Below are 25,012 nucleotides of genomic sequence, written 5' to 3'. Positions count from 1 at the left end.
CTAGATTCCGCCCATCTTGCAGACGAGTTTCCATTCCTCTGCCGTCACCGGTTGCACCGAGAGGCGCGAATATTTCACCAGCGCCATATCGGCGAGCTTCTTCTCGGCCTTGATCGCAGCCATCGTTACTGGCGTCTTCAAGGGCTTGTCGGCCTTGATGTCGACGCAGACGAATTTGCCGGTCTTGTCGGTCGGGTCGGGATAGGCCTCCTTGATGATCTCCGCGATCCCGACGATCTCCTTGCCCTCGTTGGAATGATAAAAGAACGCCTTGTCGCCCTTCTTCATGTTCACGAGGTTCTGGCGCGCAGTGAAATTGCGCACGCCGGTCCAGGCCTCGCCCTTGGCGCCCTTCGCAACCTGCTGCTCCCAGGACCACACCGACGGTTCGGATTTCACCAGCCAGTAGTTCATAATGCGCCCTGTCCATTCGTCATGGCCGGGCTTGCCCCGGTCATCCACGTCTTTGCTATCCGTCAATATCAAGACGTGGATGCCCGCGACAAGCGCTGCCATGTTGAGAAAGACGTCATTCCTCTGCCTTGAAGGGACGCGTCATCAGCCCCGAGATCGCAGCATCGATCGTGCTTCGGCCGCTCAGGATCGATGCGACCGCTTCTGATACCGGCAACTCGATGTTTTGCGAAGCGGCGAGTTCGATCAGCACAGGGGCCGTGAACTCGCCCTCGGCGAGCTTGCCGGCTGGCGGCTGCTCGCCGCGCCCGAGTGCGAGTCCGAGCGCGAAGTTGCGCGATTGCGGGCTCGAGCAGGAGAGAATCAGATCACCGAGGCCGGACAGACCGGTGAGCGTCTCGCTGCGCGCGCCGAGCGCGCGGCCAAGACGCGTCAGCTCGGCAAAGCCGCGGGTCGTCAGCGCCGCCTGGGCCGAGGCGCCGAGCTTGCGCCCGACGGAAATGCCGACTGCGATCGCCAGCACGTTCTTGGCGGCGCCGCCGATCTCGACACCCCGGATGTCCGTGGAGTGATAGGGGCGGAATGTCGGCGAGCCCAGCGCCTGCACCAGGCTGCTGGCCAACGCCTCATCGCTTGCCGCCAGGGTCACAGCTGTCGGCAGGCCGCGGGCGACGTCGTCGGCAAAGCTTGGGCCTGACAGGATCGCCGGCTGCGCGTGCGGCGCGGCCTCGGCGATCACGTCTGTCATGAACTTATGGGTGCCGTGCTCGATGCCCTTGGCGCAGGCGACGACCGGAATGGGGTTTGCGAGATGCGAGGCCAACATGTTGACCGCGCTGCGCAAGTGCTGCGCAGGCGTTGCGATCAGCAGCATGTCGGCGCGCGCGGCGATCGCCGGATCGCTCGTGACGACAATGTCCGGAGCAAGCCGCACGCCGGGCAGCCGCGGATTATCGCGCGTCGATGCAATCCGCGTAGCATGCTCCGCGTTGCGCGCCCAGAGCGTCACGCTCCGCCCTGCCCGCGCCGCCACCATCGCCAGTGCGGTACCCCAGGCGCCCGCGCCGATCACCGCGATGGATTGGAACGCGGTCATCGTCAGAATCCCGCCCGTGTGTTGCCGTAACCCGTAGGCGCCGCCGCATTGGCGTCGAGCAACCACCGTGCGCGCGGCTGCGCGTCCATCGTGTCGGTCAGGCCGAGCGCGAGGCGTTCGGCTCCGGCCCAGGCAATCATGGCGCCGTTGTCAGTGCAGAGCGCGGGCGGCGGCATGATCAGTTGCGTCTGCGCCTGCCTCGCGACGTCATCGAGAGCGCCGCGGATCGCCTGATTGGCGGCGACGCCGCCGGCGGCCACGAGCGCGCGCGGCGCGCCGAACTGCTCACGAAAAAGCTTCAGGCCAACGCTGAGGCGGTCGGCCGTCGAATCCAGCACCGCGGCCTGGAAGCTCGCGCAGAGATCGCTGATGTCCTGCGGCGTGAGCTCAGCCAGCCGGCTCGCTTCGGTGCGCACTGCCGTCTTCAATCCCGACAGCGAGAAATTCGCATCGGGACGCCCTTGCATCGGCCGCGGAAACGCAAAGCGCGTGGCGTCACCGCCTGCCGCCGCGCGCTCGACCTGCGGTCCGCCGGGATATGGCAGTCCCAGCATCTTCGCGACTTTGTCGAAGGCTTCGCCGATGGCATCGTCAACGGTGGTGCCGAGCCGCACATACTGGCCGACGCCGGTGATTGCGACGATCTGGGTATGGCCGCCGGAGGCGAGGAAGAGGCAATAGGGAAATTCGATGCCGTCGGTGAGGCGCGGCGTCAATGCATGCGCTTCGAGATGATTCACCGCAACCAGCGGCGTGTCGTGCACCATCGCGATCGCCTTCGCTGTGGTGAGCCCTACGATGACGCCGCCGATCAGCCCGGGTCCTGCGGCCGCGGCGACGCCGTCGAGCTGGGCATAGTCGATGCCGGCCTCCCGCATGGCGCGATCGATGATGCCGTCGAGCAGGTCGACATGCGCGCGCGCGGCGATCTCCGGCACCACGCCGCCGAAGCGGGCGTGCTCTTCGACCTGCGACCGCACGATATTGGACAGAATCTTGCCGCTGCCGTCAGGTGTCCGCTCGATCACGGCCGCAGCGGTCTCGTCGCAGGTGGTTTCGATGCCCAATACCAGCATTGGCGAATTGTTATCCAATTTGCGCCCTTGCGCTCATCTGTAAAGCAGAGTTCTGGTACGTCCGGTAGCATCCCGGGGCCAGATTGCGCAATCGTCACGCGCCGCCGTCCAGGTCAATGCGTCACCGCCACGTGGTTCGGGAACACCAGCGATGTCCATTCTTGTCACACGGCCGCATCCCGACAATGAGACGACGGCGGTAAATCTGCGCGCGCGTGGGCATCTGGTGCTGCTCGCGCCGGCGCTCAAGTTCGAGCCGGTCGCCTTCCGTGGCGAGAGTGAAGCGCCCTACGGTGCCGTTCTCGTCACCTCGGCCAACGCGATCCGCGCCGCCGCGGCGCAGTTGCGGGACCTCGGTCTTCTAGAGTTCCCTTTGTTTGCGGTCGGCGAGCATACGGCCGCTGCGGCGCGCGAGGCCGGTTTTGTCGAGGTAATCGTCTCCGGTGGCGGTGCTGCTTCCTTGCGCGAGAAGGTGATGCAGAGCGCGCGCGACAAGGTGCTGAAGAAAAAGAGCGCGCTGCTGTATCTCGCGGGCGCGGATCTGTCGCGCGATCTCGGCGGCGAACTCGTTGCCGAGGGTTTCCGCGTGGTCACGCAGACCACCTATCGCATGGCCCCGGTCAAGCATCTGCCGCGCGAAGTCTGCGAGGGCTTTGCCGCCCACGGGATCGAGGCGGTGCTGCACTACTCCCGGCGCAGCGCCCGCGCCTTCCTCGACGCAGCGCGTGACGAAGGCGTCGAAATCTCGGCGTTGGCGATTCCGCATTGCTGCCTGTCCGACACGGTTGCGGGCGTGCTGCGCGATGCTGGCGCGTCACAGGTTCTGGTGGCCGCCACGCCGGACGAAACTGCCTTATTCGACACCTTGGAGCGTGCGTTGCGGACCCGTTTGGCGTAAAGGTCGGGCCGAATCCGACGCAATCTAGTCCACCCTGGTATGGAAGTGTGAGGAACCGTCACGATGGCCGATGACAAGCCTGAAGACGCTGGATTGGCACCCGACGCGGGCCGTGCCAAGCGCACCCCGCCCACCATCGATCTCGAGGCGACAGAAGTCTCCACCCAGCCGCAGCAGGTCGCGGGCGAGCCCGAGGGTCCCGGGCATGCCGCGCAGGCGCAGGCCAGGTTCGAAGAAGGCGGATCGGAAGAGATCAAGACCGAGCCTCAGTCCGGCTCTGCAGAGGAGCAGGCGTCCGCGCCTGTGTCAGCGCCGGTTTCGCCCTGGGTCATTGCGCCGTTCTCCGGTGCCGTCGCAGCGGCGGTCGTGATCGCGGTCGGCTGGATGCTGGGCTGGCCTGCGGTGCAGGCGCCGCCGGCCGCGCCGCAGGTCACCAGTGCGACGATCGATGCGCTAAGCGGACGCGTTGCTGCGGTCGAGGCCAAGGCTGGCAAGCCCTCAGCCGATCCGGCCATGGCGGCGCGGATCGACGCGCTGGAGAAATCCGCAAGCAGCCTGCGCAGCGACATTGCCAATCTGCGTGCGCAGTTCGACAAGACTGCGAATGCCCTGAATGACGCGAAAGTAGCGTCGCCTGCGGCTGCGCCTGATCTTGCAGCTGTCCTCGACCGCATCGCTCAGCTCGAGCGCGCCAGCAAGACGGAGCGCGCCGAGCTTGCGCAGCAGGGCGAGAAGATCGCGGACGCCAGGACGGTGGACGACAAGCCGCTCCGCCATGTGGTGGCAGCGGCGCTGCTCGACGTCGCCGTTCGCCATGGCGATCCCTATCAATCGCAACTGGCCGTGGCGCGTTCGCTGGCGGCCAAGCCCGACATGCTGAAGCCGCTCGACGCGTTTGCATCGTCCGGCATTCCAACGGCGGCCGCGCTGAGCCGCGATCTCCTCAACATCGTGCCGAAGCTTTCGCCGCCGCCGGAAGCTCCGTCGAGCGACGCCGGCATTGTCGAGCGTCTCCAGGCCGGCGCATCAAAGCTCGTTCGCATCGAGCGCACCGACGGGGTCGGCAACGATCGCGGTGCCATCGCTGCGCGCGTGACCGCGGCTGCGCTCCGCAACGATTTCGTCGAAGCGCGGCGCGAGCTGAAGATGCTGCCCGAGGCTGATCGCGCCCCGGCGCAGGCCTGGCTCGACAAGATCGATGCCCGCGACACCGCGCTCGCCGCGTCCCGCAAATTCGCCGACGATGCCATGGCGGATCTCGTGAAATCCGATCCGGTCAAGTCTGATCCAGTCAAGCCTCTTCAGTAAAGGTTCGCGCAACAATCGGCGCGTATAGGGATCGCCATGCTTCGCATCGTCCTGTTTCTCGTCCTGATCGCACTGGCGGCGGCCGGTGCGGCCTGGGTTGCCGACCAGCCCGGCGACCTCGTCCTGACCGCGGGTGGTTTCCGCATCTCGACGACGCTTCCCAGGTTCGTGTTCCTGCTTGGGCTCTTTGCCGTCGCCGTGGTGCTGCTCTGGAGCATCCTGACGATGATCTGGCGCACGCCGGCGCGTCTGCGCCGCCGTCGCCACGAAAAGCGCCAGGCGCGGGGACGCCACGCCATCACCCACGGCCTGCTCGCGATCGGCCATGGCGATCCCGCGCTCGCCCGCCGTCATGCCGAGGCGGCGCGGCGGCATGCGCCGAACGATCCGCTCGCGCTGCTGCTGCACGCGCAGTCGGCTCAGCTCGAAGGCAATCGCGATGAGGCGCAGCGCGTTTTCCGCGCGATGGCCGAGCGCGAGGACACGCGGCTGCTCGGCCTGCGCGGCCTGTTCATCGAGGCGCAGCGCGCCGACGATGCGGTCGGCGCGGTGATGATCGCGGAAGAAGCGATCAAGCTGTCGCCGTCCGCGACCTGGGCCTCGCACGCTGTGCTCGGCTTCCGCTGCGCGCGCGGCGACTGGAGCGGCGCGCTTGCGATCCTCGATTCGAATCTGTCCGCGGGCCAGATCGACAAGCCGACGTATCGGCGGCAGCGCGGCGTGCTGCTTACCGCGCGCGCGCTGGAATTGGAGACGATGGATCGTGACGTGGCGCGCGAGAGCGTGATGGAGGCGGTCAAGCTCGCGCCGACGCTGGTCCCGGCCGCGGTGCTCGCGGCAAGATTCGAGAGCGAGGCGCATCAGGTGCGCCGTGCCATGAAGCTGGTGGAAGCGGCCTGGCTCGCCAATCCGCATCCCGATCTCGCCGATGCCTACGCGCATGTGAAGCTCGGCGATTCCGCGCGGCAGCGCCTGCAGCGGGTCGAGACGCTCGCGGCCAAGACGCCAGCCGACAAGCCCGGCCATATCGAGGGCCAGCTCGCGATCGCGCGCGCCGCGATCGATGCCTCCGAGTTCGGCCGCGCCCGCGAGGTGCTCGCGCCTTACGTCAGCGATCCGACCCAGCGCGTCGCCCTGCTGATGGCGGAGATCGAGCGCGCCGAGCATGGCGATGGCGGCCGTGTCCGCGCCTGGACCCTGCGCGCAGTACGCGCTCGCCTCGACCCCGCCTGGACCGCGGACGGCTATGTCAGCGACCGCTGGCGGCCGGTCTCGCCGGTCACCGGCCGCCTCGATGCGTTCCAGTGGCAGACACCGGTCGCGAGCCTGCCCTCGGACAAGGGCGCCACGATCGAATCCTCGCCCTTCGAGGAAGCCATGCTGGCGGCCCCGCCGCCGAAGCGGGTCACCGCCGCTCCTGGCGCAGCTCCGGTGGAACCGCCGGTGATGGCCCCGGTGCCGGTACCGGCCGCCCAGGACAATTCGCCGCCTCCGGCCAAGGAAGTTCCACAGGAAGCTGCCAACGAAGCAGTCAAGGACGACGAGCCGACCGTCACACCCTCCGAGCCGGCGAATCCGGCTCCGGCGCCCGCCGAATCATCGCCGCCGGCGGCAACGCCGGTGTTCCGAACCCGAGCCGACCTCGGCAAGCAGGCATCGGCGCCGATCCAGGCCGTGATCCCGATCGTCCGCGCACCGGATGATCCCGGAATCGACGACGACGGCCCGAGCGATGAATTTACGGAACAAATCGGCACGCCCAAGGCCGACGCAAAGGCCCAGGCGGGCGGCTGGCGCGGATTCTGGTCCCGCTGGGGCGCGTGAGGCGTATTTCGAGCCCGGCTTGTCCTTGCCAATTCCGGCCATGCCCGATATCAGGAGCGCGTATCGGGGCCGGCATCGCGCAGGTCCCGGCCGGTTCGCCGCAATAGCTCAGTCGGTAGAGCACGTCATTCGTAATGACGGGGTCGGGGGTTCGAATCCCTCTTGCGGCACCAGCGCCTGCCTGTGTCCGGCCCGGAGACATGGGTAACGAAACGTACCTAAGAGATGGGTGACAACCTCGTGCCGATCGGGTTCGCGGGGTTTCAAAGTCATCTGCTCCAAGTTCGCTTCAAATTGCTCACCCCGCCGGCAATTTCGGCTCCTGCGCTCATTACGCTGATCGCTCCCGCTGCGGAAAGAACCGTCTCAGCGCCGGTCACAACCAAGCCCGCCGACCAGGACCACGGCATCTACCGGTAAGCCGCTCGCCAAAGCAAATGGCCGGGCGAAGGCCGGCCATGCGCATCTTGGTCGCGCCTATTGCGAGACCGTCTGCACCACGCTTCCGATCGGGCGCGTGGTCGTGCCTGCGGTCGGCACCTTCAACTCCTTCATCAGCGCCTCGTCATATTCCGGCAGCGTCTGAAGCGTCGTCTTCGCTTTCATCTGCACGACCTTGTAGCCGCCGGCCTTGAGCCGCGCGAGCAGCGCCGGCATGGCTTCGCCGGTGTGCTTCTGGAAGTCATGCATCAGGATGATGCCCTTGCCGAGCTTGTCGAGCCTGGTCATCACGGTCTCGACGATCTTCTCGGGCGTGGCACCCTTCCTGAAATCGAAGGAGTCGATGTCCGTCGAGAACATCGCGACGTTGCGGGTGCCGAAATAGGTCACCATCGCCGGATTGTGCTGGAGCTGCGGGAAGCGGAAGAACGGCGCCGGGTTGGTGCCGAGCGCGAAGCGCACCGCGCTAAAACCCTTCTCGACCTCGTCCTTGACTTGTTGCTCGGTCATCTTCTTGCTGTTCAGGTTGACATGCGACCAGGTGTGCGTGCCGACCGTGTGGCCCTGGGCCAGTACCTGGCGCAGGATTTCCGGATGGTAGGTCGCGTGCTTGCCGACCGAGAAGAACAGGCCCTTGGTGCATTCGTCCGCGAGCGCCTTCAGCACGGCGGGCGTGTTGACCGGCCACGGGCCGTCGTCGAAGGTCAGCACGACCTCCTTCTCGGTGAGGAAGTCGAACTGCTTGAAATGCTCGAAGCCGAAGCCCGGACCGCCTGTCGTGTCGATCTCGACCACGCGGGACACGCCCAACGCGTTCGGATTGGCGCAGGCCTGTTTCGGCTGCATCGGCATGACCGGCGCGGGTGCCGGAGCCGCTGCGGCCGGCTTGGCCGCGATCGCCGCGGTGGTCTCGACGTCGTCCTTGGCGGCGAGCTTCGCCTGTGCCGGCAACGGGTCGGCGGTACGGGCGGCAATCGTCTTGGGAGCGCCCTGGTCGGCGCGCGCGGAATAATAAAACCAACCGCCGGCGGCGATCACGACCGCCGCAACTACACTGGCCAGCATCAGGCCCAACGCATTACGCATCGCTACTCTTTCCAATTACGCAACCAAACCGGCGGAATTTCCCGCGCGACAAGCCATTAATGCGAAGTAAGAGTTAACGTGACACCAACGCGACGGCGGTCGTGGAGGAATTTCAGCGGGGTGCGCCAAAGTGACCGGGATCACAGAGGATCGGCCTCCCGTGAGCGTCATCACAGTGGAAACGGATTTCCCGGATCATCGTAGCTCCCATCGATAACGGGGCCGCTTGTGGCGGTGCCAATGGGAGCTTCAAATGACCAAGTCGTTTACCAGCAAGATCCGTGACGCCAGCCTAGCCTTGGGCTTTGCCGCCATCGTCTCGATCATCTCGACGAACTCGAGCTTCGCGTTCTCGGCCGAGGCGCAGCAGATGTGCACTGGCGATGCCTTCCGCCTCTGCTCGGCGGAGATCCCCAACATCCCGAAGATCACGGCCTGCATGGTCAAGCACCGCTCTGACTTAAGCGCCGGCTGCCGCGCGGTGATGGACAAGGATCTCGCCAAGGGCGCCTCGCGCAAGATCGCTGACGCCCAGGACAAGCAGTAAGCAACGCGGCGATCATTGCGCTGGTCAGCTCCCCTTGCGATGTGTCCCGGCATGAAGCCGGGGCCATGCGGCGGCGCCTTGCAGCCAGTCAACAAAGCCGTTGCAGCCCCGGTATCGTCGCACTAGCTTCGCCCGCACATTCTTTTGCGCTACGAGGCATTACGCGATGGCCAGATTTCTTTTCATCATCCCTTTTCTGCTGTGCGCATCGGCTGCATCCGCACAACAGCAGCCCGGCCACGATGCCTGCGCGCGCGACGTCTCGCGCTTCTGCCGCGCCGTGATGAACAATGGTGATGGCGCCGTGCTCGCCTGCCTGAAGCAGAACCGCACGCGCCTGAGCAAGGCCTGTGACAAGGTGCTGACGGAACACGGGCAGTAACGATTTCTGTAGCACGGATGAGCGCAGCGAAATCCGGGAACGCTTGGCCCCGCATGTCGCTTCGCTCATGCGGGCTACGGGCCGAAAGAAGCTACGTGCCGCTCCCTGCCGCGGTCGCGACTACCGGTAGCACCTCGCTATTCGCCCGGTCCGGCGTCTCGTCCTTCCAGCGCACCGAACCGAATGGGCGCTCCAGCATGCGGCGGATCCGAACCGGCTCGGGACCGATGTGGAAATCGATCGCCTGCTGATGCAGCGCGCGTTCGGACTGGGTCGAGCGGTTGCGCTGGCGCAGGTAATCGAACCAGGTCGGGCAATGATAGCGCTCGGTCCACAGTTCGGGATCGGCGATGTCGCGGGCGATCGACCAGCCATAGGCGCCGTTGCGCTGGCGGGAGAGCTGCACGTCCTGCATCACGTTGTGGAACGCGCGCGCGTTCTCTTGCGCGACGCGGTATTCGATCTCGACCACCAGCGGCCCGCTACGCCCGGTCAGCGACAGCTTCACCTCGGGATCGGCCAGCACCTCTGCATCCTCGTTGCGCGCGCCGACGCGCGGCATCGCCAGCCGAATGCCGAGCAGCGGCGAGATCAGCATCAGGCCTGCCGCCGTCAGCAATGCGATCTCGACGCCGGCATAGTCGGTGAGATGGCCCCAGCCCCAGGCGCCGATGGCGATGCCACCGGAAATCGACGCCTGGAACGCCGCCAGCGAGCGGCCCGCGACCCAGCGCGGCGCCGAGAGCTGCACGCCGATGTTGAACAGCGCGATCGCAGCCATCCAGACCGCGCCGGCCAAGACCAGCGCGGTCGCCGTCAGCACCGGCTCCGTGCTCAGGGCCAGGGCGGCCATCGCGAAAGCCATCGAGATGGTGCAGGCGCGGATCGCGGCCTCGCCGCTCATGCGCTTGCGCAATTCGTGGATGTTGAGCGCGCCGATCACCGCGCCCATGCCGAAGGCACCCAGCATGATGCCGTAGGTCTGCGCGCCGCCACGCAGCAGGTCACGCGCGACCAGCGGCATCAGCGCCATCACCGCGCCGCCGATCAGGCCCATCACCAGCGTGCGCAACAGCACGATCTTGATCGGCGGCGAATTGGTGATGTAGCGCACGCCCGAGACCATGGCGCGGTTGAGCTTTTCCCGCGGCAGGCGCGAAGGCTCGGTGCTGCGGCGCCAGAGCAGCAGCACCACCAGAAGCGGCAGATAGAGGATCGCATTGCAAGCGAACGCGGCGACCGCGCCGAGCGCAGCGACGATGACGCCGCCGACCGCCGGACCGAAGCTGCGCGCGATGTTGTAGCTGATACCGTTCAGCGCGACTGCCGAAGGCAGTGCATCGGGCGGCACCTGCTCGCTGACCGAGGATTGCCAGGCCGGGCCGAACAGCGCGTTGCCGCTGCCGACGACGAAGCAGAAGGCGAGCAGCGTTTCCGGGGTGATGAGCTTGAGGCCGGCCAAGATCGTCAGGGCCGTTGCGCCGATCAGCGCGATCGACAGTGAAATCACGCTGACGATGCGGCGGTCATACATGTCGGCGATGGCGCCAGCCGGCATCGAGATCAGCATGATCGGCAGCATCAGGGCGGTTTGCACCAGGGCCACCTTGTCTGCCGAGGCCGCCATCTGCGTCATCGCCCAGGCCGCGCCCACGCCCTGGATCAGGAGGCCAAGATTGGAGAGCAGGCTGGCGAGCCAGATCCGCCGAAACACGGTGTACCGCAGGGGTGCGGCAATGCCGTCGGCGCCACTTTTCTGGCGGTTCGTCTGCTCGGTCATATCCCCTTCCAAACGGTCTTGCAGAAATGGTCCCAGGCGATTCCGGCAAATTCAGTGATGCCCGCGAAAGTCCTTCGCTGTCCAGTGTTTAGGCCGCTATAAGCGGTGCAAAGAGGCGGTTTGCCGGGGAGGAACAGATGAAGCTGTCACGACGGACGATTTTGCAGGGCGTTGGCAGCTTGCCTTTCGCAGTTGCGAGCTTGCGGACGGCTGCGATCGCGCAGACCGCGCCGGCGGCCGCGCCGAACACGGACGTGCCGCCGATCCTGTTCGTTCACGGCAATGGGGACTATGACGCGCTCTGGATGACGACGCTCTGGCGGATGGAATCCAATGGCGTCGCGCGCGAGCGCATGATGGCGATCAATTTCACCGATCCCCTGGCGCGCAGCGACGACAAGCTCGAGCAGGCGGGGCGTTCCTCGACCGAGGACCAGCGCCGCGAGCTGGCCGCTGCCATCGCCGAGCTGAAGCGCCGGACCGGTGCGGCGCGCGTGGCGCTGGTCGGCAGCTCGCGCGGCGGCTATGCCATTCGCAACGTCATCAAGAATGGCGGTGCCGGCGATGTCAGCCACGCCGTGCTGTGCGGCACGCCCAATCACGGCGTGTTCGCGACCGACGACCAGCCGAACAACGAGTTCAACGGCCGCGGCACGTTCCTGCGCAGCCTGAACGAAGGCGAGAGCGAGGTGACGCCGGGGGTTGCCTTCCTCACGTTGCGCAGCGACGGTCTGGACAAATATGCGCAACCCGACGGCCGCTTCATCGGCAAGCCTGGCACACCGACCAATGTCAACGCCGAGGGGCCCGAGCTGAGGGGCGCCACCAACCTCGTGCTCGGCGCGCTCGACCATCGCGAGGTCGCGTTCCACCCGCGCGCGTTCCGGGAGATCTACAAGTTCATCGCCGGGCGTGAGCCCGCGCGCATCGCGATTGTGCCGGAGACGAATGTGAGGCTGAGCGGCCTGGTCACGGGCACGCCCGGCGGCGTATCGACCAATCGCCCGGTGGCGGGTGCAACCGTCGATATCTTCCGTGTCGATCCCGAAACCGGCGAGCGCATGGGCAGTGCCGTGCACAGCACGAAGACCGGCGCTGACGGCCGCTGGGGGCCGGCGCAGGTCGAGCCGTCCTGGTCGCTCGAATTCGTGCTGGCGGCGCCGGATGCGCCGATCACGCAAATCTACCGCTCGCCCTTCCCGCGCTCGTCCGACGTCGTGCACCTCCGGCCCGCGCGCCCGATCGGACCGGCCGACAAGGATGCCGGCGCGGTCGTGATCATGTCGCGTCCGCGCGGCTATTTCGGACTGCCGCGGGACGTGGTGCTGTTCGACGGCAGGGAGCCGGCCGACGTCAAGCCGGGCGTGCCCACGGATGCGACAGCAACACTGCGGCTTCCGGGCAGCGAGGTCGGACGTAACATCGTGGCTCAATTCGGCGAAGAGCGGATCGTGGCCCGCACCTGGCCTGCCGCCGAGAACCGGATTGCGATTGCCGAGCTGACTTACTAGCTATTAGCCTGCGTCACATCCGCGGGAGAGAGCCATGAATATCGCCAGCGTGCGTCGGCCCATCATCCCTCCCGCTCCCCCGCGTGCGCCCGACGACATGTCGTTCTTCGGCCGTCTCGCGGTGATCCGGCAGAACATGATCGCGACCTGGGGGCAGCGCGCCTATGAGGAAGACGTCATCCCGGGCCGCTTCTTCTTCCGCAACAGTTTTATCCTGAACCAGCCGGATGCGATCCGGCACGTCCTGCTCAGCAATTACGAGAATTACACGCGCACGCCGGCAGGCATCCGCATGCTGCGCCCCGTGCTCGGCGACGGCCTCCTGATCGCGGAAGGTCATTCCTGGACCTTTCAGCGCCGCACCCTCGCGCCAGCCTTCACCCCGCGCGCCACCGCAAATCTCGTCCCGCACATGACGGCGGTGCTCGACGAGACCATCGCAAAGCTCGATGAGCGCGCGGGCGAAGACGTCGACCTGCGCGAGGTCATGCAGCGCATGACCCTCGAGATCGCCGGGCGCACGATGTTCTCGTTCGGCATGGACCGGCACGGCGCGACCCTGCGCAACTTCATCATGGAATATGCCGCGCGGTTGGGACGTCCCTATTTCCTCGACATGGTACTGCCGGTTTCCTGGCCGAGCCCGATGGATCTTGCGCGCGCCCGTTTCCGCAAGCGCTGGACCGAGTTCGTTGCCATGCTGATCGCCGAACGTCGCGCGGCCGGCAAGAAGGATGGCGCGCCGCCGCGCGACCTGTTCGATCTCATGGACGAGGCGCGCGATCCCGAAACGGGCAAGGGCTTCTCGGACGAGCAGCTCGTCGACGAGGTCGCGACCATGATCCTGGCGGGTCACGAGACCACGGCGACGGCGCTGTTCTGGGCGCTCTATCTGCTCGCGCTCGATCCGGAGACGCAGGAAGAGCTCGCGTCCGAGACAAGCGGCGAGCATCTCGACAGTATCGCCGACATCGATCGCCAGAAATTCACCCGCGCCGTGATCGACGAGACCATGCGGCTCTATCCGCCCGCCTTCCTGGTCGCGCGAGCCGCGCGCGAGAGGGACAATGCCGCGGGCGTCGAGATCGGCAAGGGCGACATCATCATGATCGCGCCCTGGTTGCTGCATCGGCACGAGAAGCTGTGGGATCAGCCGAACGCGTTCATTCCAAAGCGCTTCATGTCGAAAGAGGCGCCGGACCGCTTCGCCTATCTGCCGTTCGGCGCAGGTCCGCGCGTCTGCATCGGCGCGCCGTTCGCGCAAGCCGAATCCGTGCTGGCCCTGGCCCGGTTGATCGGCGCCTTCCGCGTCGAGCTCGCCGATCAGGCTGTTCCCGTGATTCCGCAAGGCGTCGTCACCACCCAGCCGGACCATTCGCCCATGTTCCGCATCACGCGTCGGTGACAGGCGCTCGTCCGGCCGACGGCGTGATTCATCCTAGATAGAGCCCCTGCCATGAGCGACATCCAGGCCCAGTTTTCCGTTCTGAAGCAGACCGCCGATCCGAAGGTTGTCGATGCGATCGCGCAGCTGATCGCCCAGGGTCAAGATCGCGACCTTAACCGCATCAATGTGCTGGATTTTGCCGATCGCACCGGGCTCGACCAGGAGAAGGTCATTTCCGGATTCCTGCATGCCTCGCGGCTTGGCCTGTTCGACATGAGCTGGAACGTGCTGTGTCCTGGCTGCGGAGGGGTCCTGGGCGCACACGCAACGCTGAAATCGTTGAAGCACGAAGACTACAACTGCGCGCTCTGTGCAGCCGGATACGAGGCATCTGTCGATGAGATGGTCGAGGTGGCCTTCACCGTCAGTCCGCGGGTTCGCCGCATCGGTGCTCATGATCCCGACACGCTGCCGATCTGGGAATATGTCCGGCAGATGTTCTGGAGTTCAGGCGTCGACATCAACGATGAAACCTTTGCGCGCCTGATCAACGAGGTGACGCTCGAGGCACTCGAATTGCCTGCCGGCGAGAAGGCAATCCTCTCGCTGACCCTGCCCAGCCAGTTCATCATCGTGTTCGAGCCGGTCACTCATTCGGCGCATTTCCTCGACGTCCGGGGTGAGCCGACGAGCGAACGCCAGCAGCTTTCGATCATGTTCAACAGGCTGGAGGCGCCTACGGGGACCACGGTGATGCGCCCCGGGCCGTTGCGCCTTACGCTCGAGAATCAATCGGGCGGTCGCGTGTTGCCCTCGGTCTGGATTGCTGCCGACGCGCTGCATGAGATGATCGGCAAGCGCAAGCCAATTCTGACCGCCAAGCGGATGCTGTCCAATCAGACGTTCCGCGATGTTTTCAAGGCCGACAATCTCAACGTTGACCAGCGATTGAAGATCACATCGTTGACCTTCCTGTTCACCGACCTGAAGGGATCGACGGCCCTGTACGAGCGCGTCGGCGACCTCAGTGCTTTCGATCTTGTGCGCGCGCATTTTCGTGCGCTCCTGGAGATCATCGCTGCCGAGAAGGGTGCAGTTGTGAAGACGATCGGTGATGCCGTCATGGCGACCTTCGTCAGACCTGAGCACGCCATCACCGCCGGACTGCGCATGCGCGCAGCCATGGACGAATTGAACAGGCAGCGCGGCGCCAACGATCTCATTCTCAAGATCGGCATCCATGAAGGTCCCTGCCTCGCGGTGACGCTCAACGAGCGCCAGGATTATTTCGGCCAGACGGTCAACATCGCGGCTCGCGTGCAGAGCCTGTCGACCGCGCAGGAGATCCACATCACCGGGCCGGTGGCGGATGCGCCGGCGGTCGCCGAGCTGCTGGAGCGGCGCGCGATCAAGCCGATCCAGAAGCAGGCCGCGCTCCGCGGCATCGCCGACAAGATGGTGGTGTACGAGATACCGTGAGGGAGTGCGGCGGCCGCAGCGCCGTCATTCATGCACAAGTAATGACGGTGTCGAGGCAGGTGCGTATCCCAGCCACCGTCGTCATGTCCGGACAAGCCTGGACATGACCGCGAGCCGCGCTCCGGATTGCTGAAACGTAATGCAGCGCGCGGAACTGACGCACGTTGCGCCGGTTGAGTTTCCCGCTCATATAATGCTGGTATCGGCCGCACCCCTCGCGGCGTCATTGATCTCGGTAGGACCTCATGCTCGACGGCTTGCGCCAGTTCATCGCCGACATTGTCGGTCCCCAAGCTCAGGACCGCGCATTCGGCGACAGCGATTATCGGCTGGCGGCGACCGCCCTGCTGGTCCATGTGGTCTCGCTGGACGGTCAGCCGAGTGCAGCCGAGAAGCGCAAGCTGCACAGCCTGATCGAAAGCCATTTCGGCCTCGATCGCGGCACCGCGGATCGCCTGATCGCCGATGCGACGGAGGTCGAGGGCGAGGCGGTGGACCTCTATCACTTCACCAGCGTCATCATGCGCTCGCTGGACGAAGAGGGCCGCAAGCGCATCGTGCAGATGATGTGGGAGCTGGTCTATGCCGACGGCCAGGTCAGCGAATTCGAGGACAATGTCGTCTGGCGTGCTTCCGACCTGCTCGGGATTTCCCAGCGCGACCGGATCGAGCTGAAGCACGCAGTCGCAGAGCGTGTCGGCGGCCAAATCAAGGACGGTGCCGTCGGCGGCTGACGGCGCTGGACTCGACGAAGCGCGGCGTGCGCGCATACATGACGAAACTTTAATTTATTCGCCGCCCGCGCCGAATTCGCCTGTAAATCCACGGTCTTTCAGCACTGCCTGTCGTTCTGCTCAAGCGGCCATGCTGTCAGCGCCGCTTGCCTGTTGCGTTCGGCCTATGCTCTCGTTCCCCCGTTGCGGGGCCAAAAAAGTTGCTTTCAAGAGACTTCGATCGTGGTTGAGCGGGTGACGCTGATTACTGGTGCCTCGGCGGGCATCGGGATGGAGCTGGCGCGTGTGTTTGCGTCCAATGGACATCGCCTCGCATTGACCGCGAGACGGGCAGACCGTCTGGAGGCGCTCGCCACTGAGCTGGCCGCCAAGTGCGGCAAGAAGCCGATCGTGATCGCCTGTGATCTCGAGGACAGGGACGCCGGCGCGACGATCGCGGCAGCGCTTGCGGCCGAAGGTGTCGAGCTCGATCATCTCGTCAACAATGCGGGCTTCGGCGTGTTCGGCGATGCGACCGAACGCGATCGCAGCGAGCAGCTCGGCATCGTCGACGTCAACGTCCGGGCCCTGACGGATCTGTCGCTGCGCTTTGCCGATCAGCTCGTCAGGAACAAGGGCGGTCTTCTCAACGTCGGATCCGTCGCCGGCTTCCTGCCCGGGCCCGGCATGGCCGTCTACTACGCGTCCAAGGCCTATGTGATTTCCTTCACCGAAGCGATGCGGGCGGAGCTTGCACCGCGCGGCGTCCGCGTCACCGTGCTTTGCCCGGGTCCGGTGCCCACCGAATTCCAGGCCCGCGCCGGCGTCGGATCGCAACATGATACGGCCGTTCTCAACGTCTCTGCCGCCGAAGTTGCACGGGAGGCGTATCGTGGCCTGATGGCCAACAAACGGGCAGTGCTGCCGGGTCTCGGCATCAAGATTGTGCCGTTCGCGCTCCGCTTCTTCCCGCGCGGCTTCATCCTGGCAGCCACCAGCCGGTTCCAGAGGCAGCGGCGCTGAAGAACGCCCGGTGCATCCGTAGTGGCCCGGAGCTTGCTTCAAGATCGGGGCGTGTGTGCGCAAACTCACACGATGTTAACCATCGCTTAGCTAAGCTGGCGGTCTGAACCGATAGCACTCGCAGAGGCCATGTCGTTCCGGACGGACAGGTTTGGTGGCGCAGATGTGGTGCCCTTCCCACGGAGGGCGCCGAGCGCCGCCGCCGCTGAAACCCGGCTGCCGATTCTGATCGTCCTGCATCAGGAATGCTCGACACCGGGCCGCGTCGGCAATGTGCTGCGCGCGCTCGGCCATCGCCTCGACATCCGCCGTCCACGCTTCGGCGATCCCTTGCCCGAGACGCTCGATCAGCATGCCGGTGCCGTGATCTTCGGCGGCCCGATGAGTGCCAACGATCCCGACGACTACATCCGCCGCGAGATCGACTGGATCGAAATTCCGCTTCGCGAGCAGCGGCCGTTCCTCGGCATCTGCTTGGGTGCGCAGATGTTGGCGATGCAGCTGGGGGCCCGTGTCGCGCCGCATGCGCAGGCGCTGACCCAGATCGGCTATTACCCGATCAGGCCGACCGCTGCTGGCCATGCGCTCTGCCCTCATTGGCCGGCACAGGTCTATCACTGGCATCGCGAGGGCTTTGAGCTGCCGGCCGGCACCGAGCTGCTCGCCGAAGGCGATGATTTTCCGGTGCAGGCGTTCCGTGCCGGGAATGCCTTCGGCGTGCAGTTTCATCCCGATGTGACCTACGCGATGATGCATCGCTGGACCACGCGCGGCTATGACGGTTTCAGCGCGCCCGGTGCGCGGCAGCGGCATCATCACTTCGCGGATCGAGCCGTCTACGATGTCGCGGAGCGCGCCTGGCTCGATCACTTCATCAACGGCTGGCTGGCGCGCCGGCCGGTGCTGGCGCAAGCCGCCGAGTGATCGCGACTTCGCGCAGGTCCTTGGCGCAGGTCCTTGGCGCAGGTCCTTGGCGCAAGTCCTTGGCGCAAGTCCCTGCCGCTTCCTTGGATATGCTAGGTTCGCCGCCAACGAGCGCGCGCGAGATCGCGCCGGCAAACCAGGGAGAGCGTCATGGCCTATGAACACATTCTCTATGAGGTGAGCGACAAGATCGCCACCATCACGCTCAACCGCCCCGATCGCATGAACGCGTGGACGCCGATCATGGAGCGCGACGTGCGCCACGCGATGGAAGCGTCAAACGCCGACGACAATGTCCGATTCATCATCCTCACCGGCGCGGGCCGCGCCTTCTGCGCCGGCGCCGACATGGATGCGCTGAAGGGGCTCGATCCCGACGACGTCAGGCGTGCTTCGAACCTGCCGCCGTTCGACATGAACCGCCGGCCGGATTGGCAGACGCGCTACGGCTATTACCCCTCGATCAAGAAGCCCGTCATTGCCATGCTGAATGGCGCCACGGCCGGCATCGGTCTCGTCCACGCGCTCTATTGCGATCTTCGCTTTGCTGCCGACAATACCGTGTTCACCACCGCCTTCGCGCGGCGCGGCCTGATTGCGGAGCACGGCATCAGCTGGATGCTGCCGCGCATCGTCGGTCACGCCAATGCGCTGGATCTGTTGCTTTCAGCTCGGCGCGTGTCGAGCGAGGAAGCGTTGCGGATCGGGCTGGTCAACCGGCTCTGCTCGCCCGAGAAGCTGCGCGAGGAGACCTACGCCTATGCGCGCGACCTCGCCGATTTCGTCTCGCCGAGCGCGATGGCCGTGATCAAGCGCCAGCTCTACGAGGTGCCGTTCCAGACGCTTGCCGAGGCGACGATCGAGGCCAACCGCGAGATGATGGTGGCGCTGAACGGGAGTGATTTCAGGGAGGGTGTAGCCAGCTTCATGGAGAAGCGGCCGCCGAGGTTTACGGGCAGGTAGGGACTGATTTGCGGATGAAGCCCGGCTTCGCCCTTCGGGCTGCGCCGCGGCAGCCTTCGCTACGAAAGGGCTTGCCGAGCCGAAGCTGGCGAAGCCAGCGAAGGCTGGTGGAGCCAGGCGGGATCGAACCGCCGACCTCGTCATTGCGAACGACGCGCTCTCCCAGCTGAGCTATGGCCCCTTTGCTGGCCGCTCTGGTGAACGCGGCCGACAACCGGGCGCCATTTAAGTCCCTGCCAAGGTCAAGTCAAGGACGGGTGTAACCCGGTTTTAGCCATTTCCGCGCCTGAACTTCCCTTGTTTGGGCCGGAGGGAACCGATATCTAGCAGCAGGCGTCAATCCCGACCGTAGCCAGAGTTTTCAAAAGCCAGAGGCCTCAAAAGCCATGCGTGCCGTTCTCGACATCGTCATCATCGTGCTCGACCTCTACGTCTGGCTGCTGATCGCCTCCGCAATCCTGTCCTGGCTGATTGCCTTCAACGTGGTGAACACCCGCAACCAGTTCGTGTCGGCGGTAGCGGAGTTCCTGTACCGGATCACCGAGCCTCTGCTGGCGCCGATTCGCAATTTCCTGCCGAGCCTCGGCGGCCTCGACATCTCGCCGATCATCCTGATCCTGATCATCATGTTCATCGAGCGGGTGATCCTGTACTACATCTACCCGAACGTGATCTGAGCGGGCTGGGGCGCCTTGGTTGCGAACGAAGCTTCAAGGGAACCCTGGCGTTACTCGACCGCAGGAATCAGCATCGCGCTGCGGGTGACGCCACGCGGCGGCCGCGACGACATCGACGGCATCGAGCAACTCTCGGATGGCCGCAGCGTGCTCAAGGTGCGGGTGCGCGCCATGGCCGATGGCGGCGAGGCCAACAAGGCCGTTCTGGTGCTGCTGGCGAAATCGCTTGGCGTACCGAAGGCCAGCGTCAAGCTTTTGTCCGGGGCGACCTCGCGGCTGAAGCAGATCGCGGTCAACGGCGATCCGACACGGCTCGGCGAAGCCTTGCGCCGGCTCACGTCGGCCCATTCGATAGACTGAGGAACTGACATGACCGCTGAGATCATCGATGGAAAAGTCATCGCCGCGGACCTCCGCGCCCGCGTCGCCGACGAGGTCGCCCGGGTCAAGCGCGAGCACAATCTGGTGCCGGGCCTTGCGGTCGTCCTGGTCGGCAACGACCCCGCCAGCGAGGTCTATGTCCGCTCCAAGCGCACCCAGACCCAGGCGGCCGGGATGACCTCGTTCGAGCACAAGCTGCCGGCCGACGTCTCGCAAGCAGATCTGCTGGCGCTGGTCGCAAAGCTCAACCGCGATCCCGCCGTGCACGGCATTCTGGTGCAGCTGCCGCTGCCGAAGGGGCTGAACACCGAAGCCGTCATCAACGCGATCGACCCCGCCAAGGACGTTGACGGGCTACATCCGAACAATGCCGGCCGGCTCGCCGGCGGCTTTGAGGCGCTGTCGCCCTGCACGCCGCTCGGCTGCATCATCCTGACCAAGAGCGTGCACGCCTCGCTCGAAGGCATGAACGCCATCGTCCTCGGTCGCTCCAACCTGGTCGGCCGCCCGCTGGTGCAATTGCTGCTGAACGAGAACGCCACGGTGACGATCGCGCATTCGCGCTCGCGCGATCTGCCTGATCTCGTGAAGCGCGCCGACCTCGTCTATGCCGCGGTCGGCAAGGCGGAGATGGTGCGCGGCGACTGGCTGAAGCCGGGCGCCACCGTGATCGATATCGGCATTACCCGGATTCCGAAGGAGGATGGCAAGACGCGCCTCGTCGGCGACGTCGCCTATCAGGAAGCGCTCGGCGTCGCCGGTGCCATCACGCCGGTGCCGGGCGGCGTCGGCCAGATGACGGTGGCGTGTCTGCTGGTGAATACGCTGCGGGCAGCGTGTGCGATTGCCGGCCTGCCGAAGCCGGCGGTGTAGTTGAACTCTCATGCCCCGGACGCAGCGTGAAACGATGCGCTGCCGAGCCGGGACACGGAAGCATCAACCCTTCTTCTTCTTCTTCTCGCGCTCGATGCCTTCGAGGATCAGCTTGTGCGCTTCCTCAGGGCCGCCCCAGCGCAAAATCTTCACCCACTTGCCCTTTTCGAGATCCTTGTAGTGCTCGAAGAAGTGCTGGATCTGCTGCAGCGTGATGTCCGGCAAGTCGGAATAGCTCTTCACCTTGTCGTAGCGCTGAGTCAGCTTCGATGACGGCACTGCCAAAATCTTCTCGTCGCCGCCGGCTTCGTCTTCCATGAACAGCACGCCGACCGGGCGCACGCTCATGACGGCGCCGGGAATGATCCCGCGGGTGTTGATGATCAGGACGTCGCAAGGATCGCCGTCGTCCGACAGCGTATGCGGGATGAAGCCGTAGTTACCGGGGTAACGCATCGGCGTGTAGAGGAAGCGGTCGACCACCAGCGTACCGGCCTCCTTGTCCATCTCGTACTTGATCGGTTCGCCGCCCACGGGGACCTCGATGATGACGTTGACGTCGTGTGGTACGTTTTTCCCGATCGAGACCGCATCGATACGCATTCAAGGCTCCGTTATTGCCGAGGTGAAATCGCGCCCGGCAGCGATTTTGGCGCTGTCATACGCGGGCTTGGCCCGCTGATCCATCGCGTTTTTGTGAAATAATGAATCCGGCGACCACCGGCTCTTGAGGCAACGGGTATCGACGGACGGGAAACCCTGCCGGGAGGGTTTCAGCAGCTCAATTGGTCCAGGCGAAGGCAACCTTGTCGAGCGATTTCGGCCCGAACCGCTCAGACGAACGTGCCACCATGCGTCCTCCCAACGCCCGGTAGAACTCGGTCGCGGGGTCATTGTCCGAGAGCGCCCACACCACCATGCTCTTCAGCCCGCTCTGCATCAGGTCGCGGCGGGCGGCAGCGAACAGCCGGCGGCCGAAGCCGAGTCCCTGAAATTCGGGCCGCAGATAAAGCTCGTAGATTTCTCCGTCGAAATGCAGGCTGCGGGCGCGGTTGCGGCCGTAATTGGCATAGCCGGCGATCTTGTCGCCGAACACCAGCACACTGACGCGGCTGCCCTTGCGGATTGCACTGTCCCACCACTGCGGACCGCGGCGATTGATCAGCTTCTCCAGCTCGGCGCCGGGAATGATGCCCTGATAGGCCGAACGCCAGGCTTCGTCATGGGTCGATGCCACCGCAGTTGCATCTGCAGCTTTGGCCGGCCGGACCTCGATCAGGGTTGTGCTCATGGACGCGATCAAACCAAGTCGCCGCGCCGGCGGCAAGACCTATCGTTAATTATCGGTTAACCTGTGGACTTTCTGCATCAGTATTTTGGCCATGCTGTGCCGAAAGAGGACAAGCCGACATTTCAGACGGCAATCGCAGGACCAAGCGTCGGTACGAAACTACGTTACGGCAACCAGGGAAGGGCAGTGGCAACGCAGAAAGTCGGCCGATAATGATTCGTTCCTACCAATCTGGCTGTCACTATTCGCATTCGCCCTCGGCAATTCATGCGGCTCCTCAACACCATTGCGCTCCTGCCTCTGTTGGCTTTGCTGACTGCGCCGCCTCTGTGTGCTCAGGCCACGCTCGGCCCATCGGGGGAGGAGGGCGAACCGTTTCGTCGGCAAGAGTGGCTTGTGCCCTCGCCGGATACCCACCTTGCTGCGCATGCCCTGCTGTTTCGCCCCGCTGGCCCAGGTCCGTTCCGACTCGCGGTGATCGCGCACGCCTCGACGCAGAACGCGTTGCGTCGTGCGCAAATGCCGCAGCCGGAATACCGTCCGCTCGCCGCCTACCTCGTCGCGCGCGGTTTTGCCGTGCTGGCGCCGGAGCGGCCCGGGCATGGTGCGACCGGCGGCCGCTATATCGAGGATCAGGGCGGCTGCGACGAGGCCGACTACGCACGCTCGGGCCGCGCAACGGCCAACGCAATTTCGCGTGCACTGGCCTATCTGCAAAAGCAGGATTTCATCGGCAAGGAGGCCGCCATCGTGATCGGCCATTCCGCCGGGGGATGGGGTGCATTGGCGCTGGCCAACGCCGATCCCAAGGTGATCTCCGCGATCATCGCCTTTGCGCCGGGGCGCGGTGGCCATGCCAATGATGAGCCGAACCGAATCTGCGCGCCGCATACGCTGCTTGCCGCCGCCGCGGAGTTCGGCAGGGCGGCGCGCATTCCCGTCACTTGGCTAGTTGCGAGCAATGACAGCTATTTCGCCACGGCATTTTCGCAGAAACTCGTCGGTGCGTTTCGCGGCAGCGGCGGAAAGGTCGAGTTTCGCTCACTGCCGGCCGTCGGCAGCGAGGGCCACTGGATGATCGAAACCGAAGCCGGCGTCAAAGCCGCAAGCGGTGAGCTCGCGCGCGCACTGAACCAGAGCGGGCCAACGGCCATCCAGAAGCCATGGGGCAATCGCTGATGCAGAAATGGCCCGACGATGACGTGATCCTGTTCGACGGCATCTGCATCTTCTGCTCGCGCTGGGTGCGGTTCGTTGGGACCCGCGACACGGCGAAGCGGTTTCGCTTTACGCCAATCCAGTCGGATTATGGAACGCGGTTGGCGCGAACGTTCGGCATCGATCCGGAGGATCCCGACACCAATGCGGTGATCCATGGGGGCGAGGCGTTCATGAAGTCGGATGCTGCGCTGACGGTGCTGTCGCAGCTCCCCGGCTGGGGCTGGGTACGCGCATTATTCGTCGTGCCGAAGCCGTTGCGGGACCCGATCTACAATCTCGTCGCGCGCAACCGCTATCGCATCTTCGGCAAGTACGACGCCTGCTTCGTGCCCGATGCCGATTTGCGAGCGCGGGTGATTGAGTAGCCCGTCATTGCGAGCGTAGCGAAGCAATCCAGAATCTCTCCGTGGCGGCAGTCTGGGTTGCTTCGCTGCGCTCGCAATGACGGAGGGCGTGGCTACGGCTTGCCCAAAGCCGCGAGCACTTCCTTCGCCGCTCGCTCCCCACTATCCCGCGCCCCATGCGCCGTCGTGAAAAAGGTCGGCGACGTTGCCTCGCCCGCGAAGAACAGGCGGCCAGCTACCGGCGCGGCCAGCACGGCACGGTCGCCGGCATGCCCGGGAAGCGCATGCGAGTAGGACCCCCGCGCAAAAGGATCGCGCGCCCAGCGCGACTCGCAGAGCGGCTTCAGCTTGTGCCTGACATCATTGCCGAGAAAACCCGCGATCTCATCGATGCTGTGCGCGGCAATGGCGCCGTCGCCGGCGGCTTCCAGCTCGCGGGCAAAGCTGCCGCCGAAGAAGCCTTCGATGCAGGGCTGGCCAAACGGGCGGATGTGATAGGTGCCCATCTCGGTGCGCATGGTGGCGCCGCGTAAGTTGCCCTCCTTCGGAAAGGCCTCGGCGTCCTCGAGCGCCAGCGTCACCTTGTCGTCGACGCCGAGCGGCAGGCCGGAGGCGGCGTCGACCTTGGCGGAGAGCGGCGGCGAGAAGCGGATCACCTCAAGGGCGATCAGATCCGTTGGCACGGTGACGATCACCTTGTCCGCCGTCAGCGTGCCCCGCGATGTCTCGATGCGGATGCGCTTGTCGGAATGGTCGATCAATGTGACGTTACAGTTCAGCTCCACTGGGCAGGAAGCGCCATAGGCTGCTACCAGCGCGCCATAGCCGCGGCGGACGCGCCAATTGACGTTCGTGTCCTCATAAGCGTCCCAGTCCAGCGTGGACATGTCCTTCAGCTCGCAGCCGTTGATATAGGTCGAGATCGCGTCGATCATCGGATTCCAGCGATTGCCTGGCTCAAGGCTCACGCTCGCAGGCTCGTCCTGGCCCTTCTGCGCCGCTTCCCACAGACGCTCATAAAACGCGTCCATCGCACGCATGAAATCGTCGCGCTCGCTTTGCGGAAAGGCATTGCCATAGGCGCGCTCGCGCCAGGGCGGCAGATCCTTGTTGACCTCGAAACCGAGTTGCCGTGCGATCGGCACGAAGGAGTTCTTGTCCGCCGAATGCAGCCAGCCGCAGCCGACGTCGAACGTCACCTCAGGCGAGGCCTGCACGGTCCAGGCCCGGCCGCCGAGCCTGTTACGCGCCTCCAGCACGATGACTGAGAGGCCGGAGCCCGCCAGCGCATGCGCCGCGCCGAGACCTGCGGCACCGGCGCCGATGATCGCGACGTCGACGGAGGAGGGGAGGGAGGTCATGGCCGGGCTCTA

Annotated in this window: 25 protein-coding genes and 2 tRNA genes; 18 read left to right on the top strand and 9 right to left on the bottom strand. The window is 65.2% G+C overall.

Features of this window, described 5'->3' with window-relative positions; all coding sequences use genetic code 11:
- The 3 genes from P6U28_RS31660 to tsaD all read right to left on the bottom strand — a co-directional run bounded on the left by P6U28_RS31660 (position 1) and on the right by tsaD (position 2,586).
- Positions 1-414, bottom strand: coding sequence for an EVE domain-containing protein (locus P6U28_RS31660; RefSeq protein ID WP_122400312.1), 414 nt, complete (start codon positions 412-414; stop codon positions 1-3).
- Between the two features lie 115 nt (positions 415-529).
- Complete coding sequence (locus P6U28_RS31655; RefSeq protein ID WP_407120445.1) at positions 530-1,510, bottom strand: NAD(P)H-dependent glycerol-3-phosphate dehydrogenase; 981 nt, start codon at positions 1,508-1,510, stop codon at positions 530-532.
- A gap of 2 nt (positions 1,511-1,512) precedes the next feature.
- Positions 1,513-2,586 (bottom strand): tRNA (adenosine(37)-N6)-threonylcarbamoyltransferase complex transferase subunit TsaD, encoded by a 1,074-nt coding sequence (gene tsaD, locus P6U28_RS31650; protein ID WP_407120444.1) that lies wholly within the window; start codon positions 2,584-2,586, stop codon positions 1,513-1,515.
- A 151-nt stretch (positions 2,587-2,737) separates the two neighbouring features.
- Here tsaD and P6U28_RS31645 point away from each other — a divergent pair, with 151 nt between their 5' ends.
- The 4 genes from P6U28_RS31645 (at position 2,738) to P6U28_RS31630 (ending at position 6,789) form a co-directional block, all read left to right on the top strand.
- The gene (locus P6U28_RS31645; RefSeq protein WP_407120443.1) at positions 2,738-3,484 is read left to right on the top strand and encodes a uroporphyrinogen-III synthase; all 747 of its coding nucleotides are present in this window, start codon (positions 2,738-2,740) and stop codon (positions 3,482-3,484) included.
- Between the two features lie 63 nt (positions 3,485-3,547).
- Positions 3,548-4,792: a COG4223 family protein gene (locus tag P6U28_RS31640; protein WP_407120442.1), complete on the top strand. Its 1,245-nt coding sequence runs from the start codon at positions 3,548-3,550 to the stop codon at positions 4,790-4,792.
- A 36-nt stretch (positions 4,793-4,828) separates the two neighbouring features.
- A complete protein-coding gene (locus P6U28_RS31635; RefSeq protein ID WP_407120441.1) occupies positions 4,829-6,616 on the top strand; it encodes a heme biosynthesis protein HemY in 1,788 nt (595 codons plus the stop codon).
- 97 nt (positions 6,617-6,713) lie between these two features.
- A tRNA-Thr gene (locus tag P6U28_RS31630) sits at positions 6,714-6,789 on the top strand.
- 304 nt (positions 6,790-7,093) lie between these two features.
- Here the strand turns inward: P6U28_RS31630 and P6U28_RS31625 are convergent.
- Positions 7,094-8,143, bottom strand: a complete 1,050-nt coding sequence (locus P6U28_RS31625; RefSeq protein WP_407120440.1) for a polysaccharide deacetylase family protein — start codon at positions 8,141-8,143, stop codon at positions 7,094-7,096.
- A gap of 253 nt (positions 8,144-8,396) precedes the next feature.
- Here P6U28_RS31625 and P6U28_RS31620 point away from each other — a divergent pair, with 253 nt between their 5' ends.
- Positions 8,397-8,690, top strand: a complete 294-nt coding sequence (locus P6U28_RS31620; protein WP_407120439.1) for a hypothetical protein — start codon at positions 8,397-8,399, stop codon at positions 8,688-8,690.
- A gap of 166 nt (positions 8,691-8,856) precedes the next feature.
- Entirely contained in the window at positions 8,857-9,072 is a 216-nt protein-coding gene (locus P6U28_RS31615; protein WP_122400320.1) for a cysteine rich repeat-containing protein, read from the top strand.
- Positions 9,073-9,163: 91 nt separating this feature from the next.
- On the opposite strand, the gene P6U28_RS31610 is transcribed toward P6U28_RS31615, so the two are convergent.
- Positions 9,164-10,852, bottom strand: a complete 1,689-nt coding sequence (locus P6U28_RS31610; RefSeq protein WP_407120438.1) for an MFS transporter — start codon at positions 10,850-10,852, stop codon at positions 9,164-9,166.
- Positions 10,853-10,989: 137 nt separating this feature from the next.
- Here P6U28_RS31610 and P6U28_RS31605 point away from each other — a divergent pair, with 137 nt between their 5' ends.
- The 7 genes from P6U28_RS31605 to P6U28_RS31575 all read left to right on the top strand — a co-directional run bounded on the left by P6U28_RS31605 (position 10,990) and on the right by P6U28_RS31575 (position 18,852).
- Positions 10,990-12,363 (top strand): hydrolase, encoded by a 1,374-nt coding sequence (locus tag P6U28_RS31605; RefSeq protein WP_407120437.1) that lies wholly within the window; start codon positions 10,990-10,992, stop codon positions 12,361-12,363.
- Positions 12,364-12,397: 34 nt separating this feature from the next.
- Complete coding sequence (locus tag P6U28_RS31600) at positions 12,398-13,768, top strand: cytochrome P450 (protein ID WP_407120436.1); 1,371 nt, start codon at positions 12,398-12,400, stop codon at positions 13,766-13,768.
- A gap of 51 nt (positions 13,769-13,819) precedes the next feature.
- On the top strand, positions 13,820-15,229 hold the full coding sequence (locus tag P6U28_RS31595) for an adenylate/guanylate cyclase domain-containing protein (RefSeq protein WP_129144316.1): 1,410 nt from the start codon (positions 13,820-13,822) through the stop codon (positions 15,227-15,229).
- Positions 15,230-15,474: 245 nt separating this feature from the next.
- A complete protein-coding gene (locus P6U28_RS31590) occupies positions 15,475-15,963 on the top strand; it encodes a TerB family tellurite resistance protein (protein ID WP_129144315.1) in 489 nt (162 codons plus the stop codon).
- A 222-nt stretch (positions 15,964-16,185) separates the two neighbouring features.
- Positions 16,186-16,965: an SDR family oxidoreductase gene (locus tag P6U28_RS31585; protein ID WP_129144314.1), complete on the top strand. Its 780-nt coding sequence runs from the start codon at positions 16,186-16,188 to the stop codon at positions 16,963-16,965.
- A gap of 129 nt (positions 16,966-17,094) precedes the next feature.
- Positions 17,095-17,889 carry a glutamine amidotransferase gene (locus P6U28_RS31580; protein ID WP_129144313.1) on the top strand — a complete coding sequence of 265 codons (795 nt, stop codon included), beginning with the start codon at positions 17,095-17,097 and terminating at the stop codon, positions 17,887-17,889.
- 150 nt (positions 17,890-18,039) lie between these two features.
- Positions 18,040-18,852: an enoyl-CoA hydratase gene (locus P6U28_RS31575; RefSeq protein ID WP_407120435.1), complete on the top strand. Its 813-nt coding sequence runs from the start codon at positions 18,040-18,042 to the stop codon at positions 18,850-18,852.
- A gap of 105 nt (positions 18,853-18,957) precedes the next feature.
- Here P6U28_RS31575 and P6U28_RS31570 read toward each other — a convergent pair.
- A tRNA-Ala gene (locus tag P6U28_RS31570) sits at positions 18,958-19,033 on the bottom strand.
- Positions 19,034-19,238: 205 nt separating this feature from the next.
- On the opposite strand from P6U28_RS31570, the gene P6U28_RS31565 reads away from it, so the two are divergent.
- Genes P6U28_RS31565 through P6U28_RS31555 form a run of 3 tightly spaced genes read left to right on the top strand, consistent with a single transcriptional unit; the run spans position 19,239 to position 20,783 of the window.
- On the top strand, positions 19,239-19,529 hold the full coding sequence (locus P6U28_RS31565) for a YggT family protein (RefSeq protein ID WP_018645113.1): 291 nt from the start codon (positions 19,239-19,241) through the stop codon (positions 19,527-19,529).
- A gap of 15 nt (positions 19,530-19,544) precedes the next feature.
- Positions 19,545-19,889, top strand: a complete 345-nt coding sequence (locus P6U28_RS31560; RefSeq protein WP_407120434.1) for a DUF167 domain-containing protein — start codon at positions 19,545-19,547, stop codon at positions 19,887-19,889.
- Positions 19,890-19,898: 9 nt separating this feature from the next.
- Positions 19,899-20,783, top strand: coding sequence for a bifunctional methylenetetrahydrofolate dehydrogenase/methenyltetrahydrofolate cyclohydrolase (locus P6U28_RS31555; protein WP_122400330.1), 885 nt, complete (start codon positions 19,899-19,901; stop codon positions 20,781-20,783).
- A gap of 63 nt (positions 20,784-20,846) precedes the next feature.
- Here the strand turns inward: P6U28_RS31555 and ppa are convergent, their stop codons facing one another.
- Both ppa and P6U28_RS31545 read right to left on the bottom strand, forming a co-directional pair.
- On the bottom strand, positions 20,847-21,386 hold the full coding sequence (ppa, locus tag P6U28_RS31550; protein WP_122400331.1) for an inorganic diphosphatase: 540 nt from the start codon (positions 21,384-21,386) through the stop codon (positions 20,847-20,849).
- Between the two features lie 178 nt (positions 21,387-21,564).
- The gene (locus tag P6U28_RS31545) at positions 21,565-22,074 is read right to left on the bottom strand and encodes a GNAT family N-acetyltransferase (protein WP_008136728.1); all 510 of its coding nucleotides are present in this window, start codon (positions 22,072-22,074) and stop codon (positions 21,565-21,567) included.
- Between the two features lie 267 nt (positions 22,075-22,341).
- Here P6U28_RS31545 and P6U28_RS31540 point away from each other — a divergent pair, with 267 nt between their 5' ends.
- Together P6U28_RS31540 and P6U28_RS31535 are read left to right on the top strand one after the other, a co-directional pair.
- Entirely contained in the window at positions 22,342-23,253 is a 912-nt protein-coding gene (locus P6U28_RS31540) for an alpha/beta fold hydrolase (RefSeq protein ID WP_129144310.1), read from the top strand.
- Entirely contained in the window at positions 23,253-23,660 is a 408-nt protein-coding gene (locus tag P6U28_RS31535; protein ID WP_129144309.1) for a thiol-disulfide oxidoreductase DCC family protein, read from the top strand. Before P6U28_RS31540 ends, P6U28_RS31535 begins: the two co-directional genes overlap by 1 nt.
- A gap of 92 nt (positions 23,661-23,752) precedes the next feature.
- Here P6U28_RS31535 and P6U28_RS31530 read toward each other — a convergent pair whose 3' ends face one another.
- Positions 23,753-25,000, bottom strand: a complete 1,248-nt coding sequence (locus tag P6U28_RS31530; RefSeq protein WP_407120433.1) for a flavin monoamine oxidase family protein — start codon at positions 24,998-25,000, stop codon at positions 23,753-23,755.
- Positions 25,001-25,012 lie beyond the last annotated feature (12 nt).

Source organism: Bradyrhizobium sp. STM 3561, assembly GCF_045571455.1.
Lineage (GTDB): Bacteria > Pseudomonadota > Alphaproteobacteria > Rhizobiales > Xanthobacteraceae > Bradyrhizobium > Bradyrhizobium vignae.
The sequence above is the reverse complement of the archived record's forward strand: the minus strand, read 5'-3'. Positions and strand labels throughout refer to the sequence as shown.

Excerpts from the sequence above, each read along its gene's own strand:
- P6U28_RS31660 (WP_122400312.1), bottom strand. The coding sequence starts at position 414 with ATGAACTACTGGCTGGTGAAATCCGAACCGTCGGTGTGGTCCTGGGAG.
- P6U28_RS31655 (WP_407120445.1), bottom strand. The coding sequence starts at position 1,510 with ATGACCGCGTTCCAATCCATCGCGGTGATCGGCGCGGGCGCCTGGGGT.
- tsaD (WP_407120444.1), bottom strand. The coding sequence starts at position 2,586 with ATGCTGGTATTGGGCATCGAAACCACCTGCGACGAGACCGCTGCGGCC.
- P6U28_RS31645 (WP_407120443.1), top strand. The coding sequence starts at position 2,738 with ATGTCCATTCTTGTCACACGGCCGCATCCCGACAATGAGACGACGGCG.
- P6U28_RS31640 (WP_407120442.1), top strand. The coding sequence starts at position 3,548 with ATGGCCGATGACAAGCCTGAAGACGCTGGATTGGCACCCGACGCGGGC.
- P6U28_RS31635 (WP_407120441.1), top strand. The coding sequence starts at position 4,829 with ATGCTTCGCATCGTCCTGTTTCTCGTCCTGATCGCACTGGCGGCGGCC.
- P6U28_RS31625 (WP_407120440.1), bottom strand. The coding sequence starts at position 8,143 with ATGCGTAATGCGTTGGGCCTGATGCTGGCCAGTGTAGTTGCGGCGGTC.
- P6U28_RS31620 (WP_407120439.1), top strand. The coding sequence starts at position 8,397 with ATGACCAAGTCGTTTACCAGCAAGATCCGTGACGCCAGCCTAGCCTTG.
- P6U28_RS31615 (WP_122400320.1), top strand. The coding sequence starts at position 8,857 with ATGGCCAGATTTCTTTTCATCATCCCTTTTCTGCTGTGCGCATCGGCT.
- P6U28_RS31610 (WP_407120438.1), bottom strand. The coding sequence starts at position 10,852 with ATGACCGAGCAGACGAACCGCCAGAAAAGTGGCGCCGACGGCATTGCC.
- P6U28_RS31605 (WP_407120437.1), top strand. The coding sequence starts at position 10,990 with ATGAAGCTGTCACGACGGACGATTTTGCAGGGCGTTGGCAGCTTGCCT.
- P6U28_RS31600 (WP_407120436.1), top strand. The coding sequence starts at position 12,398 with ATGAATATCGCCAGCGTGCGTCGGCCCATCATCCCTCCCGCTCCCCCG.
- P6U28_RS31595 (WP_129144316.1), top strand. The coding sequence starts at position 13,820 with ATGAGCGACATCCAGGCCCAGTTTTCCGTTCTGAAGCAGACCGCCGAT.
- P6U28_RS31590 (WP_129144315.1), top strand. The coding sequence starts at position 15,475 with ATGCTCGACGGCTTGCGCCAGTTCATCGCCGACATTGTCGGTCCCCAA.
- P6U28_RS31580 (WP_129144313.1), top strand. The coding sequence starts at position 17,095 with ATGTCGTTCCGGACGGACAGGTTTGGTGGCGCAGATGTGGTGCCCTTC.
- P6U28_RS31575 (WP_407120435.1), top strand. The coding sequence starts at position 18,040 with ATGGCCTATGAACACATTCTCTATGAGGTGAGCGACAAGATCGCCACC.
- P6U28_RS31565 (WP_018645113.1), top strand. The coding sequence starts at position 19,239 with ATGCGTGCCGTTCTCGACATCGTCATCATCGTGCTCGACCTCTACGTC.
- P6U28_RS31555 (WP_122400330.1), top strand. The coding sequence starts at position 19,899 with ATGACCGCTGAGATCATCGATGGAAAAGTCATCGCCGCGGACCTCCGC.
- ppa (WP_122400331.1), bottom strand. The coding sequence starts at position 21,386 with ATGCGTATCGATGCGGTCTCGATCGGGAAAAACGTACCACACGACGTC.
- P6U28_RS31545 (WP_008136728.1), bottom strand. The coding sequence starts at position 22,074 with ATGAGCACAACCCTGATCGAGGTCCGGCCGGCCAAAGCTGCAGATGCA.
- P6U28_RS31540 (WP_129144310.1), top strand. The coding sequence starts at position 22,342 with ATGCGGCTCCTCAACACCATTGCGCTCCTGCCTCTGTTGGCTTTGCTG.
- P6U28_RS31535 (WP_129144309.1), top strand. The coding sequence starts at position 23,253 with ATGCAGAAATGGCCCGACGATGACGTGATCCTGTTCGACGGCATCTGC.
- P6U28_RS31530 (WP_407120433.1), bottom strand. The coding sequence starts at position 25,000 with ATGACCTCCCTCCCCTCCTCCGTCGACGTCGCGATCATCGGCGCCGGT.